Origin of the sequence: Micromonospora sp. NPDC049366 (genome assembly GCF_044466625.1) — a bacterium.
Lineage (GTDB): Bacteria > Actinomycetota > Actinomycetes > Mycobacteriales > Micromonosporaceae > Micromonospora.
This window is the reverse complement of sequence record NZ_JBITMV010000001.1, coordinates 387839-410330: the sequence shown is the minus strand read 5'-3', so window position 1 is coordinate 410330 and position 22492 is coordinate 387839. Positions and strand designations below refer to the sequence as shown.

The following is a 22492-nucleotide window of genomic DNA, read 5'->3' as shown; positions in this document are numbered from 1 at the left end:
TCGTGGAGGCCTTATGCGCCCGCGCCGCACCCTCGCCGCGCTCGCGACCGCCGCCGTCACCGCCACGGCCATCGTCGGCACGCCCGCCGCGGCCGTCGCCGCGCCCACCGACCTGTTCATCTCCGAGTACGTCGAAGGCTCGTCGAACAACAAGGCGATCGAGTTGTTCAACGGCACCGGGTCGGCGATCGACCTGGCCGCCGGCGGCTACCAGCTCGCGATCTACTTCAACGGCTCCACCACGGCGACCGCCTTCGCGCTGACCGGGACGGTCGCCGCCGGGGACGTGTTCGTGTTCGCCGCCGCCTCGGCCTCGCCGGCGATCCTCGCCCAGGCCGACCAGACCTCCGGCGCCGGCCTGTTCAACGGCGACGACGCGGTCGTGCTGCGCCGGGGCGCCACGGTGCTGGACTCGATCGGCCAGGCCGGCGTCGACCCCGGCACCGAGTGGGGCAGCGGCCTCACCAGCACGGCGGACAACACCCTCCGTCGGCTCGGCACGGTCACCTCCGGTGACACCGACCCGTCGGACGCGTTCGACCCGGCCGCGCAGTGGGCCGGCTTCGCCACCGACACCTTCGACGGCCTCGGCGCGCACAGCGTCGACGGCGGTGGCCCCGTCGACGCGCCGGCCACCCTCGACTGCGGCCCCGCCCTGGTCACCCCGGCCGGCACCGCGGCGACCCGGGAGGTCACCGCCACCGACCCGGACGACACGATCGTCGACCTGGCGGTCACCGGCATCAGCCCGACCCCGGCCACCGGGTCGATCAGCCGCACCGCGGTCACCCCGGCCGACGGGGTGGGCGGCATCGCGCGGGCCACGATCGCCACGAGCGCCGACCTGACCGCCGGGGCGTACACGGTCACGGTGACCGCCACCGACGCGGACGGCGGCACCGCCGCGTGCAGCCTCGCGGTGCAGGTCACCCGGGAGCTGACCGTGGGCGAGGTGCAGGGCCCGACGACCGACACCGAGGCCGGGCCCGCCGACCGTTCGCCGCTCGCGCCGGCCAGCGGCAACGGCACGAGCAGCCTGCTGTACGACGTCCGTGGGGTGATCACCCAGCTCACCCTGGCCCGTGACTCGTCGGGCCGGGACCAGCGGGGCTTCTTCCTGCAGAGCCGCCGCGACGCCACCGACGGCGACCCGGCCAGCTCGGACGGCATCTTCGTGTTCATGGGCTCGTTCACGTCGCTGATCGGCGGCTACGTGCCGACGGTCGGCGACGAGGTGGTGCTCCGCGCCCGGGTGTCGGAGTACTACAACATGACGCAGCTCTCCAGCGCGTCGCTGGTGCGCAAGCTGGCCGAGGGGCTGGACGTGAACACCGTGGTCGAGGTGACCGACGCGGTGCCGCCGGCCGACCTGGCCGCGGCCGAGCGCTTCTGGGAGCGGCACGAGGGCGCGCGGCTGCGCGTACGGGCCGGGAGCGGCGCGGTGAGCGGGCGGGACGTATTCGCCTCCACCGCCGACGCCGAGCTCTGGGTGGTCGACCGGGACGACCCGCTGCTGGACCGCGCCGACCCGTACGCCCGCCGGGTGTTCCGGGACGCGCACCCGCTGGACAACGACCCGACGCGGCTGTTCGACGACGGCAACGGCCAGCGGATCCTGCTCGGCAGCATGGGCGTGAAGGGGACCAGCGGCGACAGCACCACGCTGGTCGCGCCGGCGCACACCTTCGACACCCTCCGGCAGGACGCGTTCGGCGGTCTCTACTACTCGTTCGAGAAGTACGGCGTGCAGGTCGAGGGGGCCGAGTTCGCGGCCGGAGCCGACCCGTCGAAGAACAACCCGCCGAAGCCGGCCGACCGGTCCGCGGAGGTGGCCGTCGCCACGTACAACGTGGAGAACCTGTACGACTTCCGGGACGACCCGTTCGACGGCTGCGACTTCACCGGCAACGCGGGCTGCCCCGGCGTGAGCCCGCCGTTCGACTACGTGCCGGCCGGCGAGGCCGACTACCAGGAGCACCTGACGTCCCTGGCCGACCAGATCGTCCGGGACCTGCACGCACCGGACCTGATCCTCGTGCAGGAGGCGGAGGACCAGGACATCTGCACGGTCAGCGGAGCCGCCCTGACCTGCGGAGGCACCGACAACGCCGACGGCGCGCCGGACACGATCCAGGAGTTAGCGCTCGCGGTGCGGGCCGCCGGCGGTCCGGCGTACGCCGCCGCGTACGACCGCACCGGCGCGGACGCCCGCGGCATCACCGCGGCGTTCCTCTACCGCACGGACCGGTTGAGCCTGGCCCCGGCGACCGCCGGTGACCCGGTGCTCGGCGCGGCGCCGACCGTCCAGTACCGGGCGGCAGGGCTGCCGGCGAACGCCGACGTGCAGAACCCGAAGGCGCTCAACGCCCTGCTCCCGGCCGACGTGGACACCTCGACGGGCCGGGACGGCGACAACGTCTTCACCCGGGCCCCGCAGGTCGGGAAGTTCACCGTGGCGGCCGCGCCGGGCGCGGCCGAGCGGTTCACCCTGTGGGCGGTCAGCAACCACTACTCGTCCGGGCCGGACAGCCGGGTGGGGCAGCGCCGGGAACAGGCCGCGTACGGCGCGGCGATCGTCACCGCGATCGAGGCGTCCGACGCGAACGCCCGCGTCGTCTACGGCGGCGACCTGAACGTCTTCCCCCGCCCCGACGACCCGATCGCCACGGCCGCCCGGCCGACCCCGTCCGACCAGCTGGCCCCCCTGTACGCGGCGGGCCTGCGCAACCTGTGGGACGACCTGGTCGCCGAGGTGCCCGCGTCGGCCTACTCGTACAGCTACGAGGGGCAGGCGCAGACGCTCGACCACCTGTTCGTCAACGAGGCCCTGCACCGGGACCTCGTGCAGGTGCGGGCGGCGCACATCAACGCCGACTGGCCGGCCGAGCACACCGCCGACGGCTCACGCGGCTCCAGCGACCACGACCCGCAGGTCGCCCGGTTCCGGTCCCGTGCCGCGCTGACCGTCGCCGACACGTCGGTGGTCGAGGGTGACAAGGGCACCCGGGAGTTGACCTTCACCGCCACCGTGTCCCGGCCGCTCTCCCAGCCGGTGCTGCTCTGCGCCGCCACGTACGGCACCACGGCGCAGGCCGGGTCGGACTACGACCCGTACGTGGGCTGCAAGGTGCTGCCGGCGGGGCGGACGTCGCTCACCTTCCCGGTGACGGTCAACGGTGACCGCAAGCGGGAGGCCGACGAGAAGGTGACCCTGCTGGTGGCCGGTGTGCCCGGCCTGGAGCTGCGCGACCCGCTGGCGACGGGGACCATCCGCGACGACGACTGACCCACCCTGCGTCGACGGCCCGTCACCCCGACCGGGGTGGCGGGCCGTCACTCGTCGGTGCGCCGGTGGACGACCGGCTCGTCGTCGCGGGCCGGCCTCAGTAGCGCTGGCGGAGCAGCTGCGCGGCCTCGACCGCCCAGTAGGTGAGGATGACCTGGGCGCCGGCCCGGCGGATCGAGGTGAGCGTCTCCAACATCACCCGCTCCCGGTCGATCCAGCCGTTCGCGGCAGCCGCCTCGACCATCGCGTACTCGCCGGAGACCTGGTAGGCGGCGACCGGGACGTCGACCGCGGCGCGGACCGCGGAGACCACGTCGAGGTACGGCAGCGCCGGCTTCACCATCACCAGGTCGGCACCCTCGGCCACGTCGAGCGCGACCTCGCGCAGCGACTCCCGCAGGTTGGCCGGGTCCTGCTGGTAGGTCCGCCGGTCACCTTCCAGCGCCGACTCGACGGCCTCGCGGAAGGGGCCGTAGAACGCGGAGGCGTACTTGACGGCGTACGCCAGCACGGCCACGTCCTGGTGCCCGGCGGCGTCGAGCGCCCGGCGCACCACGCCGACCTGGCCGTCCATCATCCCGGACGGCCCGACCATGCCGACCCCGGCGTCGGCCTGGGCCACCGCCATCTCGGCGTACGCCTGAAGCGTCGCGTCGTTGTCGACCTCGCCGGTCGGGGTGAGCAGGCCGCAGTGCCCGTGCGAGGTGAACTCGTCCAGGCAGAGGTCGCTCATCACGACGGTGGAGTCGCCCACCTCGGAGACGACGTCGCGGATGGCGACGTTCAGGATCCCGTTCGGGTCGAGCCCACCGGAGCCGGCCGGGTCACGCTCGGCGGGCACCCCGAAGAGCATGATGCCGCCGACCCCGGCCTGGACCGCCTCGACGGCGGCCTTGCGCAGCGAGTCCCGGGAGTGCTGGAGCACCCCCGGGAGCGAGCTGATCGCCCGGGGCTCGGTCAGGCCCTCCTTGACGAACATCGGCACGACCAGCTCGGCCGGGTCGACGCGGGTCTCGGAGACCAGCCGCCGGAGCGCCGGGGTGCGGCGCAGCCGGCGGGGCCGGATCTCGGGGAACGGCATGGGTGCCTCCTGAACGACTACCGGAACCTCAGGGCGGTCGGCCCCTGCACCTTCGAACCGCGGCGCTGCTTGGCCGGCATGGCGGCAAGCTTCTCCCGCAGCTCGACGGCGTAGGCGGCGAGCGCCTCCACCAGATCGGGCACCGAGGCGTGCTGCGGCTGGACGTCGACCCGCAGGCCGAACTCCGTCGCGGTCTCCGCCGTCTTCGGGCCGATGACGGCAACAACGGTACGCGCGTGCGGCTTGCCGGCGATGCCGACCAGGTTCCGGACGGTCGAGGACGAGGTGAAGAGCACCGCGTCGAAGCCGCCCGACTTGATCGCGTCGCGGATCTCGGCCGGCGGCGGGGCCGCCCGGACGGTCCGGTAGGCGGTCACGTCGTCGACCTCCCAGCCACGCTCGGTAAGCCCGGCGGCGAGCGTCTCGGTGGCGATGTCGGCGCGCGGCAGCAGCACCCGGCCGACCGGGTCGAGCACCTCGTCGTGGGGCGAGAACTCGGCCAGCAGCCCCTCGGAGGACTGCTCCCCGGACGGGATCAGCTCCGGCTGGATGCCGAACGCGCGGACCGCGTCGGCGGTCGCCTCACCGATGCAGGCGATCTTGACGCCGCCGAAGTGTCGGGCGTCCAGGCCGTGCTCGCCGAACTTCTCCCAGACCGCCCGGACGGCGTTGACCGAGGTGAAGATCACCCAGGCGTACCGGCCGTCGACCAAGCCCTTGACCGCCCGCTCCATCTGGGCCGGGGTGCGCGGCGGCTCGACCGCGATGGTCGGCACCTCGCACGGGATGGCCCCGTACGCGCGCAGCCGGGCGCTCATCACGCCGGCCTGCTCCTTGGTGCGGGGCACCAGCACCTTCCAGCCGTACAGCGGCCGGTTCTCCCACCAGCTGAGCTTGTCGCGCTGGCTGACGCCGGCACCGACGGTGAGCACCACGCGCCCGGTGAAGCCGAGCGCGGCGGCGACGAAGCTGTCCACGGTCGACGTGGTCGTGTACTGGGTCTCACCGGTGCCGTCGCCGGTCACCGCGACCGCGGTGGCGCCGTCGAGGCCCGCGGCGAGCAGCCCGTCGCGGACGGCGGCGAGGTCACCGGCGTCGACCGCGATCGCGAGGGAGCCCCGGCCGACCGCTGCGGCGAGCGCCTCGAAGTCCAGCGCGCTGACGTCCTCGACGTCGGCGGCGGTGCGTACGCCCGGCAGCGGCACACCGGCGTAGGTGGCGACGCCCTCGGCCTGGCCGACACCCGGCACGACCTCGAAGTGCGCCGCGGTGCGGGCGACGGCCTGCACCTCCTTGACCACCGAGTCGTGGCCGAACGGGTCCCCGGCGACCAGGTGCACGGCGTTCTGCCCGGCGCGGGCCGCCGAGATCAGCACCTTCGCCACGTCTCCGGGCGCGCCCTCCGCCGGCGTGAACTCGGCGTCCTCGCGGGCTTCGGCGCGGACGACGGCGAGCAGCGACTCGGGTACTCCCCGGTCGTACACCACCTGGTCGGCGTCGACCAGGGCGTCGTGCGCCCGGCGGGTCAGCAGGCCCGGGTCGCCGGGACCTGCCCCGACGAACGCGATACGGCCTACGGGCTTACGGGTGCGGGTCATTCTGTGCTCCCAAATTGCTGGGTCCCCGGACCGGTGGGTCCTTCGTGGCCGAGGATCGAGTCGGCGCCGAGGTCGAGGAGTTCGGCGGCGAGTGCCTTACCGATCTCCGCGGCGTCGGCGGGCGTTCCGGTGCGGGACAGCCGGAGGTCACGCGTGCCGTCCGGGCTGATCACCGCCCCGCGCAGGTAGATCTCTTCACCGGCGTCGCCCTCGGCGACCTCGGCGTAGGCGGCGACCGGTGCGCTGCACCCGGCCTCCAGGGTGGCCAGCAACGCCCGCTCCGCGGTGATCGCGGCGCGGGACGGTGCGTGGTCGAGCACGGCGAGCAGCTCGACCAGGTCCGGGTCGTCGACGCGGCACTCCACGGCCAGCGCGCCCTGGGCGGGCGCGGGCAGCATGAGCATCGGGTCGAGCGTCTCGGTGATCTCGCCGGCCCGCCCCAGCCGGGCCAGTCCGGCCCGGGCCAGGACGACCGCGTCGAGGTCGGCGACCGGGCCGAGCACCCGGCCCAGGCGGGTGTCCACGTTGCCGCGGATCGGGGTGACCTCCAGCTGCATCCCGAGGGCGTGCAGCTGGGCGATGCGGCGCAGGGCGCCGGTGCCGACCGTCGCGCCGGGCGGCAGTTCGGCGAGCGTACGGCCGTCCCGGGCGACCAGCGCGTCACGCGGGTCCTCGCGGGGCGGCACCGCCGCGATGTGCAGCCCGGGGGCGCCCGCCGTGGGCAGGTCCTTGTAGGAGTGCACGGCGAAGTCGATGGTGCGGGCGGCCAGCGCGTCCCGCAGGGCCGACACGAAGACACCGACGCCGAGCCGGTGCACCGGCGCGGTGGAGCGGTCGCCGGCGGTGACCACCTCGACCAGCTCCACGGGGCGCCCGGTGGCCGCGGTGAGGGCCTCGGCGACGTGGCCGGACTGGGCCATCGCGAGGGCGCTGCCGCGGGTGCCGAGGCGCAGGGGGGCGGTCATCGCTCACCTCCGGTTGACGGGGCGGGTTCGGTCTCCACGACGTCGGGGACGGTGTCGACCGGGGACGTCTGCGGGACCTGGAGGTCGAACAGCTCGCGGAGCAGGGCCGCGTACTGGTCACCGCCCGGTTCGGCGGCGAGCTGCCGGACCCGCACGGTCGGCTGGTGGAGCAGCCGCTGCACCACCCGGTGCACCGTCCGGGCGACCTCGGCGCGCTGGTCGTCGCTCAGGTCGGGGCGGCGCTGGGCGAGCCGGCGCAGTTCGGCGGTGACCACGTCGTCGGCGCGACCGCGCAGGGCGGCCACGGTGGGCGCGACGTCGGCGCCGCGCAGCCAGGTGAGGAAGCCCTCCAGCTCGGTGGTGACGATCCGCTCGACGGCGGCGGCGTCGGTGGCGGCCGGCCCCTCGGCGACCAGGGCCGCCATGCGGTCGATGTCGATCACCTCGACGCCCGGCAGGTCGCCGACACCGGCCTCCACGTCGCGGGGGACGGCGAGGTCGAGCAGGACCAGCGGCCCCCGTGCGGGGTCGCGTTCGGCCAGCGCGCGGGTCACCACCGAACGGGTGAGGACCGGTTCGGTGGCCGCGGTCGCGGCGACTACGATGTCCACTGTGGAGAGCGCGGTGGCCAGCTCGGCCAGCGGAAGGGCGGTGGCCCCGTACGACTCGGCGAGCCGGGCGGCCCGATCGGCCCCCCGGTTGGTCACCAGGAGCGGCGCGGCGCCGCTGCGGGAGAGCGTCGCCACGCCCAACGAGCCCATCGCACCCGCACCCACCACCAGGGCGGGTCGGCCGGCCAGGTCACCGTCGAAGTGACCGGCGGCCAGCTCCAGCGCAGCGCTGACGACGCTCTGTCCGGCCCGGTCGATGCCGGTCTCGGCGTGCGCCCGCTTGCCCACCCGCAGCGCCTGCTGCATCAGCTCGTGCAGCAGCCGGCCGGCCGAGTCGGCGTCGGTGGCCCAGTGGTACGCGTCCCGCAACTGCCCGAGGATCTGCGACTCGCCGACCACCATCGAGTCCAGCCCGGTGGCGACCCGGAAGACGTGGTTGACGGCCGCGGCGTCGTAGTGCACGTAAAGGTGGTTGGCGAGCGCGGTGGGCGAGCAGTCCGCGTGTTCACCGAGGACCTGGCAGATGTCGCCCAGCCCGCCGTGGAAACCGGACACGGCGGCGTAGACCTCCACCCGGTTGCAGGTGGAGACGACGACCGCCTCGCTCACGTACGGCTGCGCGATCAGCCGCTCCAGGGTGCGGGTGAACTCGGCGGGGGGCACCGCCAGCTGCTCCAGCGTGGCGACCGGCGCCGTGCGGTACGACGCGCCGACGACGAGCAGTTTCACGGGCCGATCGCCTCCTGGGTGTCGGTGGCCGCGAGCCCGCCCGGCAGAGCCGTGAGGGCGGACCCGCCGGTGGCGGGCAGCGCGGTCAGCGACGCCTTGCGGTGCTCGTGGAAGGACAGGATCTGCAACTCGATGGCGAGGTCGACCTTGCGGACGTCGACCCCCTCCGGGACTGAGAGTACGCAGGGTGCGAAGTTCAGAATGCTGGTCACGCCGACCGCGACCAACTGGTCGGCGACCCGCTGGGCGGCGGCGGCCGGCGTGGCGATCACGCCTATCGCGATCGACTCCTCGGCGGCGATTCTCGGCAGGTCGTCGACGTGTTGGACGACCAGACCGCTGATCTCCTCACCCACCCGGGCGGGGTCGGCGTCGAGGAGCGCGGCGATCCGGAATCCGCGGCTGGCGAACCCGTCGTAGCCGGCCAGAGCGTGACCGAGATTACCCACGCCGACCAGGGCGACGGCCCGCCGCTGGGTGAGCCCGAGCACATATTCGATCTGCTCGATCAGCAGTGTCACGTCGTAGCCGACGCCGCGGGTGCCGTACGAGCCGAGGTGCGAGAGGTCCTTGCGGAGCTTGGCGGAGTTGACCCCGGCGGCGCTGGCCAGACCCTCGCTGGAGACCGTCTCGTGACCGGTGTCGGCGAGGTTGTGCAGCGCGCGCAGGTACTCCGGGAGCCGCGCGACGGTCGCCTCGGGCAGGTCCGGTAGCGCCGGTACGGCACCGGCGGCGCGGTCGGGCGCGCCAGGGTGACGGTGCTGACTCATGAGACTCCGTGCGGTGCGATCCTCGGCCAACTCCGCCGGTCGGCCGCTTCGGGGCTCCCGCTGGCGACCGAGATTGCCGGCTGTGCTAGCAGGGCGCGTCGGAACAACAGGGTAGGCGCTTGTGAAGACGCGCACAAATCGCGATCTTGTCAGGTCGCGACGCGCCCCCACCTGGCCCTCCGTTCCCGCAAGATCAATCCGGCGACCTCCGCCGGCGCCGCGCGGCAATTATTGCTCAATCCCGACTTCTCTGACCAATCCCGCGCCGCGCGTCCCGCCCCCTTCCCGCCCCCGCGATCGTGCGGTTTCCGCCCCGGCGCAAGCGGCATTCCGGACGCGTCCGGGGCCACGAGCGCACGATCGCGGGAAGAGCCGGCGGGCACGGTAGGGGCAGCACTACGGTGCACCGGGTGGCCGGCGGGATGGGACGACCGGTCCGACGCTCCTAGCCTTTGGGCATGACCGCCGTCTCGACCGCCGACCAGCCGATGCTGGCGCCGAGCATCCCCCGACAGCTCCTCCTCGACTCCGGGTACGTGCTGCTCGGGCTCCCGCTCGCGCTGGCCGGCTTCGTCGTCCTGCTGGTGGGCTCCGCGCTCAGCGTCGGCCTCGTGGTGACGGTGATCGGGCTGCCCATCCTCAGCGGCACCCTGCACGCCGCCCGGGCCTTCGCCGACATCGAACGGCTCCGGCTGCCGGCGGTGCTGCGGCAGCCACGGATCCGTCCGCACTACCGGACGCCGGAGCCGGGGGCCAGCGCGTGGCGGCGGATCTTCGTGCCGATCCGGGACGCCCAGTCGTGGCTCGACCTGGCGCACGGCATCCTCCGGCTGATCGTGGCGATCGCCACGTTCGTGGTGACGCTGGTCTGGTGGGCCGGGGCCGTCGCCGGCACCCTCTACTGGGCGTACGACTGGGCGCTGCCGCGCGGCGGCCCGGACGACACGGACCTGGCCGAGCTGCTCGGCCTGGGCGGGTCGGCCGCCGCGCGGGTCGGCCTGCACAGCGCGATCGGGCTGTTCTTCCTGATCACCCTGCCGATCGTGGCGCGCGGCTGCGCGCTGATGCAGGCCGGTTTCGCCCGGGCGATGCTCACCGGGGTCGCCGAGATGCGCGACCGGATCACCGTGCTGGAGGAGCAGAAGCGCGCGGCCGTCTCAGCCGAGGCCGCCGCGCTGCGCCGGCTGGAGCGGGACATCCACGACGGGCCTCAGCAGCGGCTGGTCCGGTTGGCGATGGACCTGAGTCGGGCCCGGCAGCAGCTCGCGTCCGACCCGGAGGCCGCCGGCCGGACGCTGGACGAGGCCGTCGCGCAGACCCGGGACACCCTCGCCGAGCTGCGGTCCCTCTCCCGGGGGATCGCCCCGCCGATCCTGGTGGACCGGGGCCTGCCGAGCGCCCTGGCCGCGCTCGCCGGTCGCGGGCTGATCCCGATCGAGCTCCAGGTGGACCCCACCCTCGGCACCCCCGGCGGCCGGCTCGACCCGGCGGTGGAGAGCACGGCGTACTTCGTGGTGGCCGAGGCGCTGACCAACGTCGCGAAGCACAGCCGGGCGACCGCCTGCCAGGTGGGGGTCGAGCGGGCGGAGAGCCGGCTGACGGTCAGCGTGGGCGACGACGGGCAGGGCGGTGCGCACCTGGCGAAGGGTCACGGACTGGTGGGGATCGCCGACCGGGTCCGGGCCGCCGGCGGCGAGCTGCGCGTCGTCAGCCCGGCCGGCGGCCCCACGGAGATCCGCGCGGAGCTCCCACTGTGAGCCCGACGTGCTAGACAACACAGCCATGCGGATCGTGATCGCGGATGACGCCGTCCTGCTCCGGGAGGGGCTGGTGCGGCTGCTCACCGAGAGTGGGCACGAGGTGGTCGCGGTGGTCGGCGACGGCGACGCGCTGGTGGAGGCGGTCGTGGCCCACCGGCCGGACGTGTCGATCGTCGACGTGCGGATGCCGCCGTCGCACACCGACGAGGGGCTTCGGGCGGCCGTGGAGGCCCGCCGACTGGTGCCGCGGAGCCCGGTCCTGGTCCTCTCCCAGTACGTCGAGGTCTCGTACGCCGACGACCTGCTGGCCACCACCGGCGGTGCCGGCGGCGGCGGGATCGGCTACCTGCTCAAGGACCGGGTGGCGGCGATCGACGAGTTCCTGGACGCGCTGAACCGGGTGGCGACCGGCGGCACGGTCCTCGACCCGGAGGTGGTCGGTCAGCTCTTCGCCCGGCGGCGACGCGACGACCCGCTGCGTGAGCTGACCCCCCGCGAGCGGGAGGTGCTCGGGCTGATGGCCGAGGGGCGGTCGAACACCGCCATCGCCCGCACGCTCGTGGTGAGCGACGGCGCCGTGGAGAAGCACGTCCGCAACATCTTCACCAAGCTCAACCTGCCGCCGGACACCGAGCAGCACCGCCGGGTCCTGGCCGTCCTGACCTACCTCCGCAACTGACCCGCGGCTCCGCCCCGTGATCATGAAGTTGTCGCCCCGCCGCCTCGGCGTGTCGGCGCGACAACTTCATGATCGACGAGCGGAGTCGCGGTCAACCGAGGGTGCGGGCCAGGGTGACGGCCTCGGTCAGGGTGTCGGCGACCGGGTGACCGGAGGCACGCAGACGGGCCGGGTCGGTGAACCCACCGGTGTAGAGCACGGCCCGGCCGCCGACCGCGCTCGCCGCGTCCGCGTCGTCGAGGGAGTCGCCGATCAGCACCACCGAGCCGCCGTCCAGGCCCAGCTCGGCGAGGTGCCGCCGGAGCGACTCCGCCTTCCGGTCACCGCCGACGGTGCCGCGCAGCCCGTCGACCCGCAGGAAGTGCGACGTGAGCCCGTACGTGTGCACGGTCGGCACGAGCTCCTCGTGGAACCACATGGACAGCAGCGACTGGCCGCCCGGCCACGACTCCATCGCGGTGCGCGCGTCGGCGGCCAGCTCGCAGGTCGTCAGCCCGCTCCGGTACGCCTCGTGGAAGATCTTGTCCAGCCGGCCGAACTGCTCGTCGTCGACCGCCTGCCCCAGCACCTCGGCGTAGTAGTCGGCGACCGGCCGGCGGAACCGCACCCGGTGTTCGTCGGCCGTCACCGTCGGGCCGCCGACGGTGGCGAAGGCGGCGTTGGTGGACGCCACCACGAGGCTGAGGTCATTGAGCAGAGTGCCGTTCCAGTCCCACACCAGGTGGGGGTGCGCAGCGGTCATCGGCGCACCCTATCTCGCACGTCTCACAGCTGAGGCGTGGTGAGGTCGCGCAGCAGCCGGTCCTCCTCGACCCGCCAGTAGCCGTGCTCCTTGCCGTCGAGCAGCACCACCGGGAGCCGGTCGCCGTAGTCGCGCTCCAGCTCCAGGTCGTCCGTGACGTCCCGCTCGACCCACCGGTCGCCGGTGACCGCGACCACCCGTCCCAGCGCCTCCCGCGCCTCGTCGCAGAGGTGGCACCCCGGCCGGGTGATCAGTGTGAGCCGGGCGTCACTGGACATCGGGCACCTCCGTACGCGGGGTGGGCGGGGCGGCCGCCGACCGGAGCTGGGTCTTGCGAACCTTGCCGATCACCGAGTGCGGCAGGGCGTCGACGAACTCGACGCCGGTCGGGCACTTGAACCGGGCGAGGTTCCGCGCGCAGTGGGCGAGCAGGTCCTCGGCGGTCACCGACCGCCCCGGCGCCCGCACCACGTACGCCCGCACAGTCTCGCCGGTCCGCGGATGCGGCACACCGAGTACCGCCGACTCGGCCACCGCCGGGTGCGTCCCGAGCGCCAGCTCGACCTCGTGCGGGTAGACGTTGAAGCCGTTGACCAGGATCAGTTCGCCGAGCCGGTCGACCAGGAAGAGGTCGCCGTCCTCGTCGGCGTACGCCACGTCGCCGGTCGCCCACCAACCCTCGGCGTCCGGGCCGCCCCGGCCGTCCGGCCAGTAGCCGTCGAAGAGGTTGGCGCCGCGGACCACGATCTGGCCGGGGTCGGTGCCCGGGGCCGCGTCGGAGAGGTCCAGCTCGTCCGGGTCGTCGTCGGGCTCCGCCACGCCGTCGCGCCACAGGTCCGTACCGTCGGCGCCGACCAGCCGCAGCTCGACGCCGGGCAGCGGCCGGCCGATCGATCCCGCCTTGGCCGCCCCGCCGACCAGGGTGGAGGTGAGCACCGGCGCGGTCTCGGTGAGCCCGTAGCCGACGTGCACCGGACGGCCGGCGACCTCGGCGAAGCGGGCGGCGACGGTCGGCTCCAGCGGCGCCGCGCCGCAGACCACCACCCGCACCGACGCCATCGCCGTGGCGAGCGCGCCGGCGTCCGCCGTGGACCAGGCGAGCACCATCGACGGTACGCCGACCAGCACGCTCGCCCGGTGCCGCGCGATCTCGGCGAGCCCGGCGTCCGGACCGGGCTCCTCGACGAGCAGCCCGGTCGCGCCGTGGTGGACGACCGCGCCGAGCGCCGAGTTCAGCCCGTACGCGTGGAACAGCGGCAGCGCCAGCAGCACGGTGTCGTCCGGCCCGACCACCGGCGGGTCGATCCGGTCCACCTGGTCGTGATTGGCCAGCAGCGCGCGGTGCGGGAGCATCGCGCCCTTGGGTCGGCCCTCGGTGCCCGACGTGTAGAGCAGCACCGCCAGGTCGGCACCGCCGCGCGCCGGGAACGCGTCGGCCCCGGTCGCCGGGTCGGCGGGTGTCTCCGGTGGGCTGGTGTGCACGGCGGTGAGCGCGGGCAGCTCCCCGGCGACCGTGGCGACCAGGTCGGCGACCCGCCGCGTCGCGATCAGCACCGACGCGCCGGAGTCGGCGAGCACGTGCCGCAGCTCCGGTGCCGTGAAGCCGGGGTTGACCGGCACGGCGACCAGCCCGGCGCGCAGGGCGCCGAGGTAGCTGACCACGAAGTCCGGTGTGTTGGGCAGGGCGATCGCCACCCGGGCCGGCGCTCCGGCCCGGTCCGGCCCGGGTGCCGTGGCGGCAAGGGCGCGGGCCGCCGCGCTGATCCGCTCGTCCAGTTCGGACCAGGTGACCGTCCGGTCGCGCCAGTGCAGCGCGGGTCGTTCACCGTGGGCGAGGGCCGCCCGGTGGGCCCGGTCGGCGAGGTTCGGCGCGGAGCTGCTCGCTGCGTCCTGCACGGTCGCTGAGTCTGGCACAGGCGGGCGGCCGGGGCCATGGTCGTCGGCCGGACGGTCGCCCGGACCGGCCGTCGTCGGCCGGACGGTCGATGGGGTGCCGTCGTCGTCGCGCCTCCGCCCCGGCAGTCCCGTGGACGGGACACAGTGGCGTCCACCGGCGGGCCAATCCGATCCCGTCGATGGGACGCGCGACACGCCAGGGACGCGTCGCACGCGGCGCTGTCGCGAAGCCGACCGACACACCCGGACGAGGTCCGCCATCATCGCCCTGACCAGGACTTCCAATGCGGACCATCGGAACCGCCGAAAGTCAACCACACACGACGGACAACCGGTCCGCCATGGGTGCGACACAGCGGGAAATACTTCGGCCCTGTGTAACGGACTTGCCACGCGCGGGTGACGTTGGCCCTATCATCACTCGGGTCGGCTCACCCCATTTGCCGTGAGTCGACACCCCTCAGCCCGAGGAGGCCCCCGTGCCCGTCAGCGCATTGGACCAGCACCTCAAGGGGACTTGCCGCCCGCCGGCATACCCCGGAACCGCCCTGCCCGACCGCGGCGCGCCCGCCCGGGCCGGGATCGCGGCGTGCCGGTCGGCCCGCTTCATCGTCCACGGGACGGGGGCGGCGCGGTGACGACCTTCGGTTACGCGGACCGTCCGCTCGGGCTGACCGGCCCGACCACCCGGGCGACGATGAACGAGCGCCCCATCCCCGGTCACGGCACCGCAGAGGACACCGGCGGCCTCGCTGTCCACGGTGAGAGCGCCGCCGAACGCGTCCGCAACCGGCCGCACCACAACGAGCCGCCCGCGCGCCCGGCCGTCCCGGGCGGGAATGCGAAGCCCGCCGGTGGTCGCGTCGCCGTGCCGGCCCGCCCGATGATGCCCGCGCAGACCCGGCGGGTGGACGACTCACCGGCGGTGGCCGACCCGGCGGCCGGCGAGACGGCGGTGCTGCCCGCGGTCCCGGCCAGCGGCACGCCGAACGGCACCGGCACCGGCAGCACCACCGGCTATCCGAGCCGACCGGACCCGTCGGATCCGGCGACCGAGGTGTGGGCGCTGGTCGAGCGGGCGCAGGCCGGCGAGGCCGAGGCGTTCGGCCTGATCTACGACCGGTACGTCGACACGGTCTTCCGCTTCGTCTACTTCCGGGTCGGCAACCGGCAGCTGGCCGAGGACCTCACCTCCGACACGTTCCTGCGGGCGCTCAAGCGGATCGGCAGCTTCACCTGGCAGGGCCGGGACCTCGGTGCCTGGCTGGTCACCATCGCCCGCAACCTGGTCGCCGACCACTTCAAGTCGGGCCGCTACCGGCTGGAGGTGACCACCGGGGACGTGCTGGACGCCGACCGCGAGGACCGCGGCCCGGAGGGCAGCCCGGAGGCCGCGGTGGTCGAGCACATCACCAACGTCGCCCTGCTCACCGCCGTCAAGCAGCTCAACCCGGAGCAGCAGGAGTGCATCGTGCTGCGCTTCCTCCAGGGCTTCTCGGTCGCCGAGACCGCACGCGCGATGGGCAAGAACGAGGGCGCGATCAAGGCCTTGCAGTATCGCGCGGTCAGGGCCCTGGCCCGGCTCCTGCCCGACGGTTTCCAACCGTAGTCCCGTGGCCGGGACCGATATCCGACCCGATCCGCAAAACCGCAGGTCAGGGGCGATATCACGGCGTGACGCCCATCACTTTCTGTGATTTTCGCTCCGCCCGGCCCGTAACCCGTGCCCGGCGCGGACCGTTTCTCCGGGTGCGACCGGTGGTTGCCCCGGCATCCCCCCGGGCCACCGAGGTCGACGGGTGCAACCATCCGCGACCTCACCTCCCGCGGCGTCACGCTGCCGCCGGTCGCTGGCCAGACAGCGGCCGACCGGCCGCGACCAGCGAGAGGAGGTGCCTGCGGTGGACAACATCCTCTTCTCCCGCCGGCGCGCCGAGCGCTTCGCGCAGCTGCTCGACGAGGCCAACGGCGGCCGGCGGCATCACGTCCGGTCCCGGGTCGACGAGGAGCTCGCCCCGCTCGTCGCGGTGGGTCAGCGGCTCAGCGTCGACCGCCCGACGGTCGAGGTGGACCAGGAGTTCCGCACCGGCCTGCGGGCGATGCTGCTCGCCACGGCCGAGCGGGAGGGCTTGGGCAACCCGGCGAAGACCCCGGCGACCGAGGCGGCCGGTCAGCGCACCAGCGCGGGCAGCCTCCGCGGCTCGCTGCTGCCCGCGGTCACCGCCCGCCGGGCCCGCGCCCGAGGTGCGATCCTCGTCGGCGTCGCGGCCGGCGCCATCGCCGTCTCCGGCATCTCGGCGGCCAGCGAGAACGCGGTGCCGGGCGACGCCCTCTACGGCATGAAACGCTCCACCGAGCGCGCCCAGCTCGCCCTGGCCAGCTCGGACATCAGCCGGGGCCAGCTCTTCCTCGACTTCGCCCGCACCCGCCTCGGCGAGGCCGCCGAGCTGCGCGGCAACGAGGCCGGGTTCAGCGCCGTCCTCGACGACATGGACGCCGACACCCGCCAGGGCGTACGCCTGTTGACCGGTGCCGCCGCGCAGCGCTCCGACGCCGCCGGACTGGACGCGGTCAACACCTTCGTCACGGGGCAGCGACGCGTCGTACGCGAGCTGCTCGACGGCGCCACGCGGGCCGACCGGGAGCGCACCAACGAGTCCCTGGCGCTGCTCGACGCGGTCCGGGAGCGCTCGGACGCGCTGCGCGCCGCGATCGGGTGCGGCCTGCCGGCACCGGTGGCCAGCGACGCGCTCGGCCCTGCCCCGACCAGCTGCCCGACCGACCGCTGACCGCCGGCCCGGTCACCCCACTCCGCCCCTGGCCCGGCGCACCGCGACGCGCCGACGAGTTCAGCAGGCCCCCTGGGGATCTCCGCGGCGGCCGTCCGACCCGGCTACCCTCGCTGGAGGCGCAGTTCGCGCCAGTGAGGGAGGGAGTCGCGTGGCCCGCAGCCGGAAGGTGACGGTCAGCACCGACGCCCACGGTCACACCGCCGGCTGGGCGGAGGCCGACCCGGCGACGAGCGTCCCCGCCGAGCCGGACCGGAGCGCGGCGGCCTTCTTCGACGTGGACAACACGATGATGCAGGGCGCCTCGATCTACTGGTTCGCCCGCGGGCTCGCCGCCCGCAACTACTTCACCACCGGCGATCTGGCCCGGTTCGCCTGGCAGCAGCTCCGGTTCCGCCTGCTCGCCCGGGAGCACGCCGGTGACATGTCGCAGGCCAAGGACGCGGCGCTCGCCTTCATCGAGGGCTGGCGGGTGGACGACGTCGAACGCCTCTCCCAGGAGATCTTCGACGAGCTGATGGCGCCACGGATCTGGGGCGGCACCCGCCAGCTCGCCCAGCGGCACCTGGACGCCGGCGAGCGGGTCTGGCTGGTCAGCGCCGCCCCGGTGGAGATCGGCCGGGTGATCGCCGCCCGACTCGGGCTGACCGGCGCGATCGGCACGGTGGCCGAGGTCGTCGACGGGGCGTACACGGGTCGGTTGGTCGGTGACCTGATGCACGGCCCGGCCAAGGCCGAGGCCGTCACCCAGCTCGCCGCCGTGGAGGGGCTCGACCTGGGTCGGTGCGCCGCCTACAGCGACTCCTCGAACGACCTGCCGTTGCTGCAGGCCGTCGGACGTCCGGTGGCCGTCAACCCGGACGGCACGCTGCTGCGCCGGGCCCGGGAGCACGGCTGGGAGGTGCGGGACTTCCGCACGGGCCGGCGGGCGGTCCGGATCGCCGTGCCGTCGACCGCGGCGGTCGGCGTGGTCGCGGGTGTGGTCGGCGCAGGTCTGGCGCTGCACCGCCGTCGCCGCGGGATCTAGGCTTCGGCGCCGGTCAGGGGCCGAACGGGTCGGGCCGCCGCTCGAGCAGCTTGTGCAGCGTCTGCTGGATGGTTTCCCGCACCTGGTCGGCGAGGTTGAACACGACCAGAGGGTCGTCGGCGGAGTCGGTCAGGTGCGCCGTCGGGATCGGCGGGCAGAACTCGATCAGCCACTTGCTGGGCAGCGGGATCATGCCGAGCGGCCCGAGCCACGGGAACGTCGGGGTGACCGGGAAGTACGGCAGCTTGAGCAGGCGGGCCAGCGGCTTGATGTCGGCGAGCATCGGATAGATCTCCTCGCCCCCGACGATGGCCACCGGCACGATCGGGGTGCCGGTGCGCAGTGCCGCCGAGACGAAGCCGCCCCGGCCGAAGCGCTGGAGCTTGTAGCGCTCCGCGTAGAGCTTGCCGATCCCCTTGAACCCCTCGGGGAAGACACCGACCAGCTCACCGGTGCCGAGGAGGCGTTCCGCGTCCGGATTGCAGGCCACCGTGCCGCCGGACTTGCGGGCCAGCTCGGAGACGACCGGCATGCGGAACACCAGGTCGGCGCCGAGCAGTCGGAGGAACCGGTGCGCGGGGTGCTGGTCGTGCAGGGCGGCCGAGAGGATCAGCGCGTCGAGCGCGACGGTGCCGGAGTGGTTGCCCACGACCAGGCCGGCCCCGTCGGTGGGCACGTGCTCCATCCCGGTGACCTCGGTGCGGAACCAGTCTCGGTAGAGCAGCCGCAGCAGCGGGTGGAACACGGCCTCGGTCAGCTCCGGGTCGAACCCGAACTCGTCGACCTCGTACTCGCCGGACAGCCGCCGGCGCAGGAACGCCAGGCCGCCGGCGACCCGCCGGTCCCAGGGGTCGCCCGGCTGGTCGGCCACCGCCGGGGCGACGGGCGCGGTGGTGGGTCGGTGTCCGTTGCGCCGCGCCGGCTCCGCCTCCGGGTCGGGCGCGGCGGCCGGTACGTCGAACCGGCCGCCCAGCTCACGACCGTCGCGCTCCGGCCCGGCCCCGGTCACGTCCGCTCCCGGACGGCCGCGCGCACCTGTCGGATCCCGTCCAGCACCAGTTGCTCGGCGGTGGCCAGCTGGCTCCGGGTCACGACCCGCCCACCGTGGTGGGCGTGGATGAAGTCGTCGAACGCGGCCGCGGTCGAGCGCGGGGTGAAGCCGTACTCCCGCTCCAGGCGGGTGGTGTCGACGACCCGGCCGTGGACGAAGAGGTCGACCTGGTCCAGGCCGTAGCGGCCGAAGCCGAGGTTGCGGGCGAGCGCGGCGGCCCCGGACAGGCCCGGTTCGAGCACCGGCACGGCGACCCGGCCGGCCCGCCGGATCGCCTGGGAGAGGGAGAGCACACCCGGCCCGGCCACGTTGTAGGTGCCGGGGTGGTCCTCCACGATCGACCGGTGCAGCACCTCCAGCGCGTCGTCGATGTGCAGGAACTGCAACCGGGGGTCGCGGCCGAAGACGGTCGGCACGACCGGCTGGGAGAAGTAGCGGGTCAGGGTGGTGTCGGCGGTGGAGCCGATGAACGGCGCGAACCGCAGCACGGTCGCCGTCACGTCGGGGCGCCGCCGGCGAAAGCCCCGCACGTACCCCTCGATGTCGAGGATGTCGCGGCCGAACCCGCCGCGGGGCACCTCACGCGGCTCGGTCTCCTCGGTGAACACGGCCGGGTCCCGAAAGGACGCCCCGTACGCGGCGGTCGAGGAGCGGACGACGAGCTTGCGCAGCCGGGGTGCACGCTGGCACGCGGCGAGCATCTGCATGGTGCCGATGACGTTCTGGTCCTTCATCGCCGACCGGCCGCCGTGCTGCTGGTCGGGGGCGGTGACCAGCGCGAGGTGGACCACCGCGTCGACGTCCAGGTCGGCGAGGAGCCCGCCCAGTGAGCCGGGCTCGATCCGGATGCGCTCGACGCCGTCGAGCAGCTCGGCGAACTCGCCGCCGGATTCGGGCCCGTCGACGCCGATGACCCGCTCGGTGCGCGGGTCGGCCGCGAGCCGCGCGGCGACGTGCGCGCCGAGGTAGCGACCGACCCCGGTCACGACGACGACCCCCGGAGCACCGAGGGTGCCACCGGGGGTCATCTGACGCACCTTCCTCGGCAGGCGGGATCGAGCCGGGACATCCACGGCCTGATCACCTGAGCCTCCGAGGGTCGACAGTTGGCGAGTGACGCCGGTGCCGGGCCGCGGGCCCGGCGTGGGTCACTTGCCGAGACGGCGACGCTGGACGCGGGTCTTGCGCAGCAGCTTGCGGTGCTTCTTCTTAGCCATGCGCTTGCGGCGCTTCTTGACCACCGAGCCCATACGACAGCCTTTCGATGCAACGTGCGGGGCGGACCGGATGACGCCACGCGGGTGGCATCGGTGACCGCTTGCGGACAACGGACCGGACCAGCTCGGGCGGCAGGGCGCACCGGGGTGCGGTCACGGTCGGGATCCAGGGTAGCGGGCGGGCGGCGGCAGGACCAACGGGCCCCCGTCGATACACCCGCCCGACCTGCCGTCCGCCGGCACGGGGGGCCGTCCCGGCGGGCCGGTCACGTCGGGCGTGACGGGCTGTCCGGCGGCTCAGGCGGTCTCCTGAAAGGCACCCCGGAGATACTCGTGGACCGCGTGTTCGGGGACGCGGAACGATCGGCCCACCCGTACCGCGGTGAGTTCACCGCTGTGGACGAGGCGATAGACCGTCATCTTCGACACCCGCATGACCGTCGCCACCTCCGCGACGGTCAGGAACTTGACCTCCGACAGCCGACCGTCGGACTGCGACCCGGCCATGGCTCACCGACCCATCCCATGCCCGGCGCGTGCCCATCCGACGGATTGCTCCCGCCCGGACCGGCGACGCGCGTGTTACCAGTACGGTAGCGGGGCCGTTGTGACCGGCGCGATCCCTTCGTACAACTGATCATGATTTGACGGCGGGTTCACCCGTTCCGACCTGCCGTTATCGGCCTCGCGGCCCCTGGCGTCCCGTTACCGGGACCCACGGTGGGTCGAGCACACCGACACGGAGCGCAACCGGCACGGTGCATCCTGCATCCGTGCCCCGACGGCGGGGCGGCACGGCGCGGAAGGCGCCCGGTGGCTCCGGCGGCGCCACCGGAGCCACCGGGCGGGCACCCCGGGCCGCGTCCGGACACGGACCGGGGCTCCGCGCTGGGAGCGGGGACCAGTGTCGCAGGTACGTCCGGGCGACCGGACAGCGGTGGATCATGGGACGGGCGCGGGGTCAGGACACCAGGGCGCGGACGTACGCGACACAGTCGTCGTGCAGCCCGGCCCAGGGTTCGCCGAGGACCTGCTCAGCGGCCCGGTCGACCGGCGTGCGGTCGTGCACGACGGCCTTGAAGAAGGCGAGCACCCGCCGCTCGCCGAACCGGTCGACGAGGTGCCGGACGGCCAGGTAGCCGAGGCCGTAGCTGCCCGCCACCCGCTCGGCGGACGCGTCGTCGGCGGGGGTGGCGCTGTCCAGCCGGCCGTTCCAGCCGCCCCGGACCAGCCGCCGCACCTCAGCCAGCCCCGGGTAGCGGTCGAGCGACTGGCCGTCCGCGCCGGCGTACTCGGCGAGGCCCTCCACCAGCCACCAGGTGCCGCCACCCGGGTAGCCCCGGTCGGGCAGCGACGCGGCGTGGGTCAGCTCGTGTCGGAGCAGCTCGTCCACACCGCCGGGGCTCAGACCGTCCGCGTTGAGCACCACCTCGTGGTGACCGCCGCCGACGGTGACCGCGTAACCGCCGGTCCAGGCCGGTCGTCCGCCGCCGTACCAGCGCTTCCACTCGGATCGGCCGGCGAAGAAGATCCGGTACCGGTCCGGCCGGTCACCGCCCACCGCGAACCGGTCGGCGACCGCGGCCGCCGCCTCGGCCTCGGCGAGCAGGCCGGGCAGCCGCCCGCGCAGCGCGGGGGTGGTGGCCACGAGGGTCCGCTCACCGGTGGCGGCCACCAGGTCGCTGATCTCCCACGGTCGGGTGCCGGTCTCGGCCGACCGGGACTCCTCGACGGCGAGCAGCCGGGCCCGGCCGCCGGCCTCCCGCCAGCGGGTGCCGGCGAGCACGCTGCTGGTCCGGCAGCCGGGCACCACGAAGCAGTAGTGGAACCGGACCACGAGCCGCCACTCGCCCGGACGGTCGCCGACCGGGGCGGGCAGCCCGGTCACCTCGGCCCGCCAGGAGGTGACCTTCAGCGCCCGCAGCGCCGCGAACCGACGTCGCAGGTCGGCGTGCGCGACCGGCTCGGCGATCGCGAGGAAGCCGGCACGGTCACCGGCGAGCAGCGCGTCGGACTGCCGGTCCAGCTCGGCCGTGATCCGGTCGGCGAGTTGCCGCCCCGCCCGGCTCGCCGGGTCGTCGGCCGCCGCGCCGATCCGGGTGAGCACCGCCCGGTCGCCGCGTTCCCGGGCCACGCCGGCCACCAGCAGTGCGGGCAGTCCGCAGGTCAGCACCAGCACGACCACGGTGAGCGCCGTCCACAGTGGCCATAGGCGGCGGGCTCGCGGCTGGTCCAGACCGTCAGTCACCGGCGAAGGGTACGACCCCGGGTCCGGTCGGGCGAGGTCGACA

The 22492-nt window shown here is 74.2% G+C and carries 19 protein-coding genes; 6 read left to right on the top strand and 13 right to left on the bottom strand.

What is annotated here, in order from left to right:
- Positions 1-13 precede the first annotated feature (13 nt).
- Positions 14-3286: a lamin tail domain-containing protein gene (locus ACIBTV_RS01930; protein ID WP_396701374.1), complete on the top strand. Its 3273-nt coding sequence runs from the start codon at positions 14-16 to the stop codon at positions 3284-3286.
- 97 nt (positions 3287-3383) lie between these two features.
- Here ACIBTV_RS01930 and hemB read toward each other — a convergent pair whose 3' ends face one another.
- Genes hemB through ACIBTV_RS01905 form a run of 5 tightly spaced genes read right to left on the bottom strand, consistent with a single transcriptional unit; the run spans position 3384 to position 9040 of the window.
- The gene (gene hemB, locus ACIBTV_RS01925; RefSeq protein WP_396701372.1) at positions 3384-4367 is read right to left on the bottom strand and encodes a porphobilinogen synthase; all 984 of its coding nucleotides are present in this window, start codon (positions 4365-4367) and stop codon (positions 3384-3386) included.
- Positions 4368-4384: 17 nt separating this feature from the next.
- Entirely contained in the window at positions 4385-5965 is a 1581-nt protein-coding gene (locus ACIBTV_RS01920; protein WP_396701370.1) for a uroporphyrinogen-III synthase, read from the bottom strand.
- Positions 5962-6930 (bottom strand): hydroxymethylbilane synthase, encoded by a 969-nt coding sequence (gene hemC / locus ACIBTV_RS01915; RefSeq protein WP_396701368.1) that lies wholly within the window; start codon positions 6928-6930, stop codon positions 5962-5964. Before hemC ends, ACIBTV_RS01920 begins: the two co-directional genes overlap by 4 nt.
- Entirely contained in the window at positions 6927-8270 is a 1344-nt protein-coding gene (locus ACIBTV_RS01910; protein WP_396701366.1) for a glutamyl-tRNA reductase, read from the bottom strand. Before ACIBTV_RS01910 ends, hemC begins: the two co-directional genes overlap by 4 nt.
- Positions 8267-9040 (bottom strand): redox-sensing transcriptional repressor Rex, encoded by a 774-nt coding sequence (locus ACIBTV_RS01905; RefSeq protein WP_396701364.1) that lies wholly within the window; start codon positions 9038-9040, stop codon positions 8267-8269. Before ACIBTV_RS01905 ends, ACIBTV_RS01910 begins: the two co-directional genes overlap by 4 nt.
- A 458-nt stretch (positions 9041-9498) precedes the next feature.
- Here ACIBTV_RS01905 and ACIBTV_RS01900 point away from each other — a divergent pair, with 458 nt between their 5' ends.
- Both ACIBTV_RS01900 and ACIBTV_RS01895 read left to right on the top strand, forming a co-directional pair.
- Positions 9499-10797 carry a sensor histidine kinase gene (locus ACIBTV_RS01900; RefSeq protein ID WP_396701362.1) on the top strand — a complete coding sequence of 433 codons (1299 nt, stop codon included), beginning with the start codon at positions 9499-9501 and terminating at the stop codon, positions 10795-10797.
- Positions 10798-10822: 25 nt separating this feature from the next.
- A complete protein-coding gene (locus ACIBTV_RS01895) occupies positions 10823-11479 on the top strand; it encodes a response regulator transcription factor (RefSeq protein WP_396701360.1) in 657 nt (218 codons plus the stop codon).
- 91 nt (positions 11480-11570) lie between these two features.
- Here the strand turns inward: ACIBTV_RS01895 and ACIBTV_RS01890 are convergent, their stop codons facing one another.
- From ACIBTV_RS01890 to ACIBTV_RS01880, 3 genes are read right to left on the bottom strand one after another with little or no spacing between them, the layout of a single operon-like run.
- Entirely contained in the window at positions 11571-12221 is a 651-nt protein-coding gene (locus ACIBTV_RS01890; protein WP_396701358.1) for an HAD family hydrolase, read from the bottom strand.
- Between the two features lie 23 nt (positions 12222-12244).
- Positions 12245-12499, bottom strand: a complete 255-nt coding sequence (locus ACIBTV_RS01885) for a glutaredoxin family protein (protein WP_396701356.1) — start codon at positions 12497-12499, stop codon at positions 12245-12247.
- Positions 12489-14117 (bottom strand): AMP-binding protein, encoded by a 1629-nt coding sequence (locus ACIBTV_RS01880; protein ID WP_396701354.1) that lies wholly within the window; start codon positions 14115-14117, stop codon positions 12489-12491. Before ACIBTV_RS01880 ends, ACIBTV_RS01885 begins: the two co-directional genes overlap by 11 nt.
- 634 nt (positions 14118-14751) lie before the next feature.
- On the opposite strand from ACIBTV_RS01880, the gene ACIBTV_RS01875 reads away from it, so the two are divergent.
- From ACIBTV_RS01875 to ACIBTV_RS01865, 3 genes are all read left to right on the top strand, one after another.
- On the top strand, positions 14752-15726 hold the full coding sequence (locus ACIBTV_RS01875) for an ECF subfamily RNA polymerase sigma factor, BldN family (protein WP_396701352.1): 975 nt from the start codon (positions 14752-14754) through the stop codon (positions 15724-15726).
- A 283-nt stretch (positions 15727-16009) separates the two neighbouring features.
- Positions 16010-16906 carry a DUF5667 domain-containing protein gene (locus ACIBTV_RS01870; protein WP_396701350.1) on the top strand — a complete coding sequence of 299 codons (897 nt, stop codon included), beginning with the start codon at positions 16010-16012 and terminating at the stop codon, positions 16904-16906.
- A gap of 151 nt (positions 16907-17057) precedes the next feature.
- Positions 17058-17933, top strand: coding sequence for an HAD family hydrolase (locus ACIBTV_RS01865; protein ID WP_396701349.1), 876 nt, complete (start codon positions 17058-17060; stop codon positions 17931-17933).
- A 13-nt stretch (positions 17934-17946) separates the two neighbouring features.
- On the opposite strand, the gene ACIBTV_RS01860 is transcribed toward ACIBTV_RS01865, so the two are convergent.
- The 5 genes from ACIBTV_RS01860 to ACIBTV_RS01840 form a co-directional block, all read right to left on the bottom strand.
- On the bottom strand, positions 17947-18804 hold the full coding sequence (locus ACIBTV_RS01860; RefSeq protein ID WP_396702033.1) for a lysophospholipid acyltransferase family protein: 858 nt from the start codon (positions 18802-18804) through the stop codon (positions 17947-17949).
- 134 nt (positions 18805-18938) lie between these two features.
- Positions 18939-20012 (bottom strand): NAD-dependent epimerase/dehydratase family protein, encoded by a 1074-nt coding sequence (locus ACIBTV_RS01855; RefSeq protein ID WP_396701348.1) that lies wholly within the window; start codon positions 20010-20012, stop codon positions 18939-18941.
- A gap of 120 nt (positions 20013-20132) precedes the next feature.
- Positions 20133-20234: a 30S ribosomal protein bS22 gene (locus ACIBTV_RS01850; RefSeq protein WP_007465623.1), complete on the bottom strand. Its 102-nt coding sequence runs from the start codon at positions 20232-20234 to the stop codon at positions 20133-20135.
- Between the two features lie 264 nt (positions 20235-20498).
- The gene (locus ACIBTV_RS01845; protein ID WP_007465625.1) at positions 20499-20708 is read right to left on the bottom strand and encodes a helix-turn-helix domain-containing protein; all 210 of its coding nucleotides are present in this window, start codon (positions 20706-20708) and stop codon (positions 20499-20501) included.
- 454 nt (positions 20709-21162) lie between these two features.
- Positions 21163-22449: a hypothetical protein gene (locus ACIBTV_RS01840; RefSeq protein ID WP_396701346.1), complete on the bottom strand. Its 1287-nt coding sequence runs from the start codon at positions 22447-22449 to the stop codon at positions 21163-21165.
- Positions 22450-22492 lie beyond the last annotated feature (43 nt).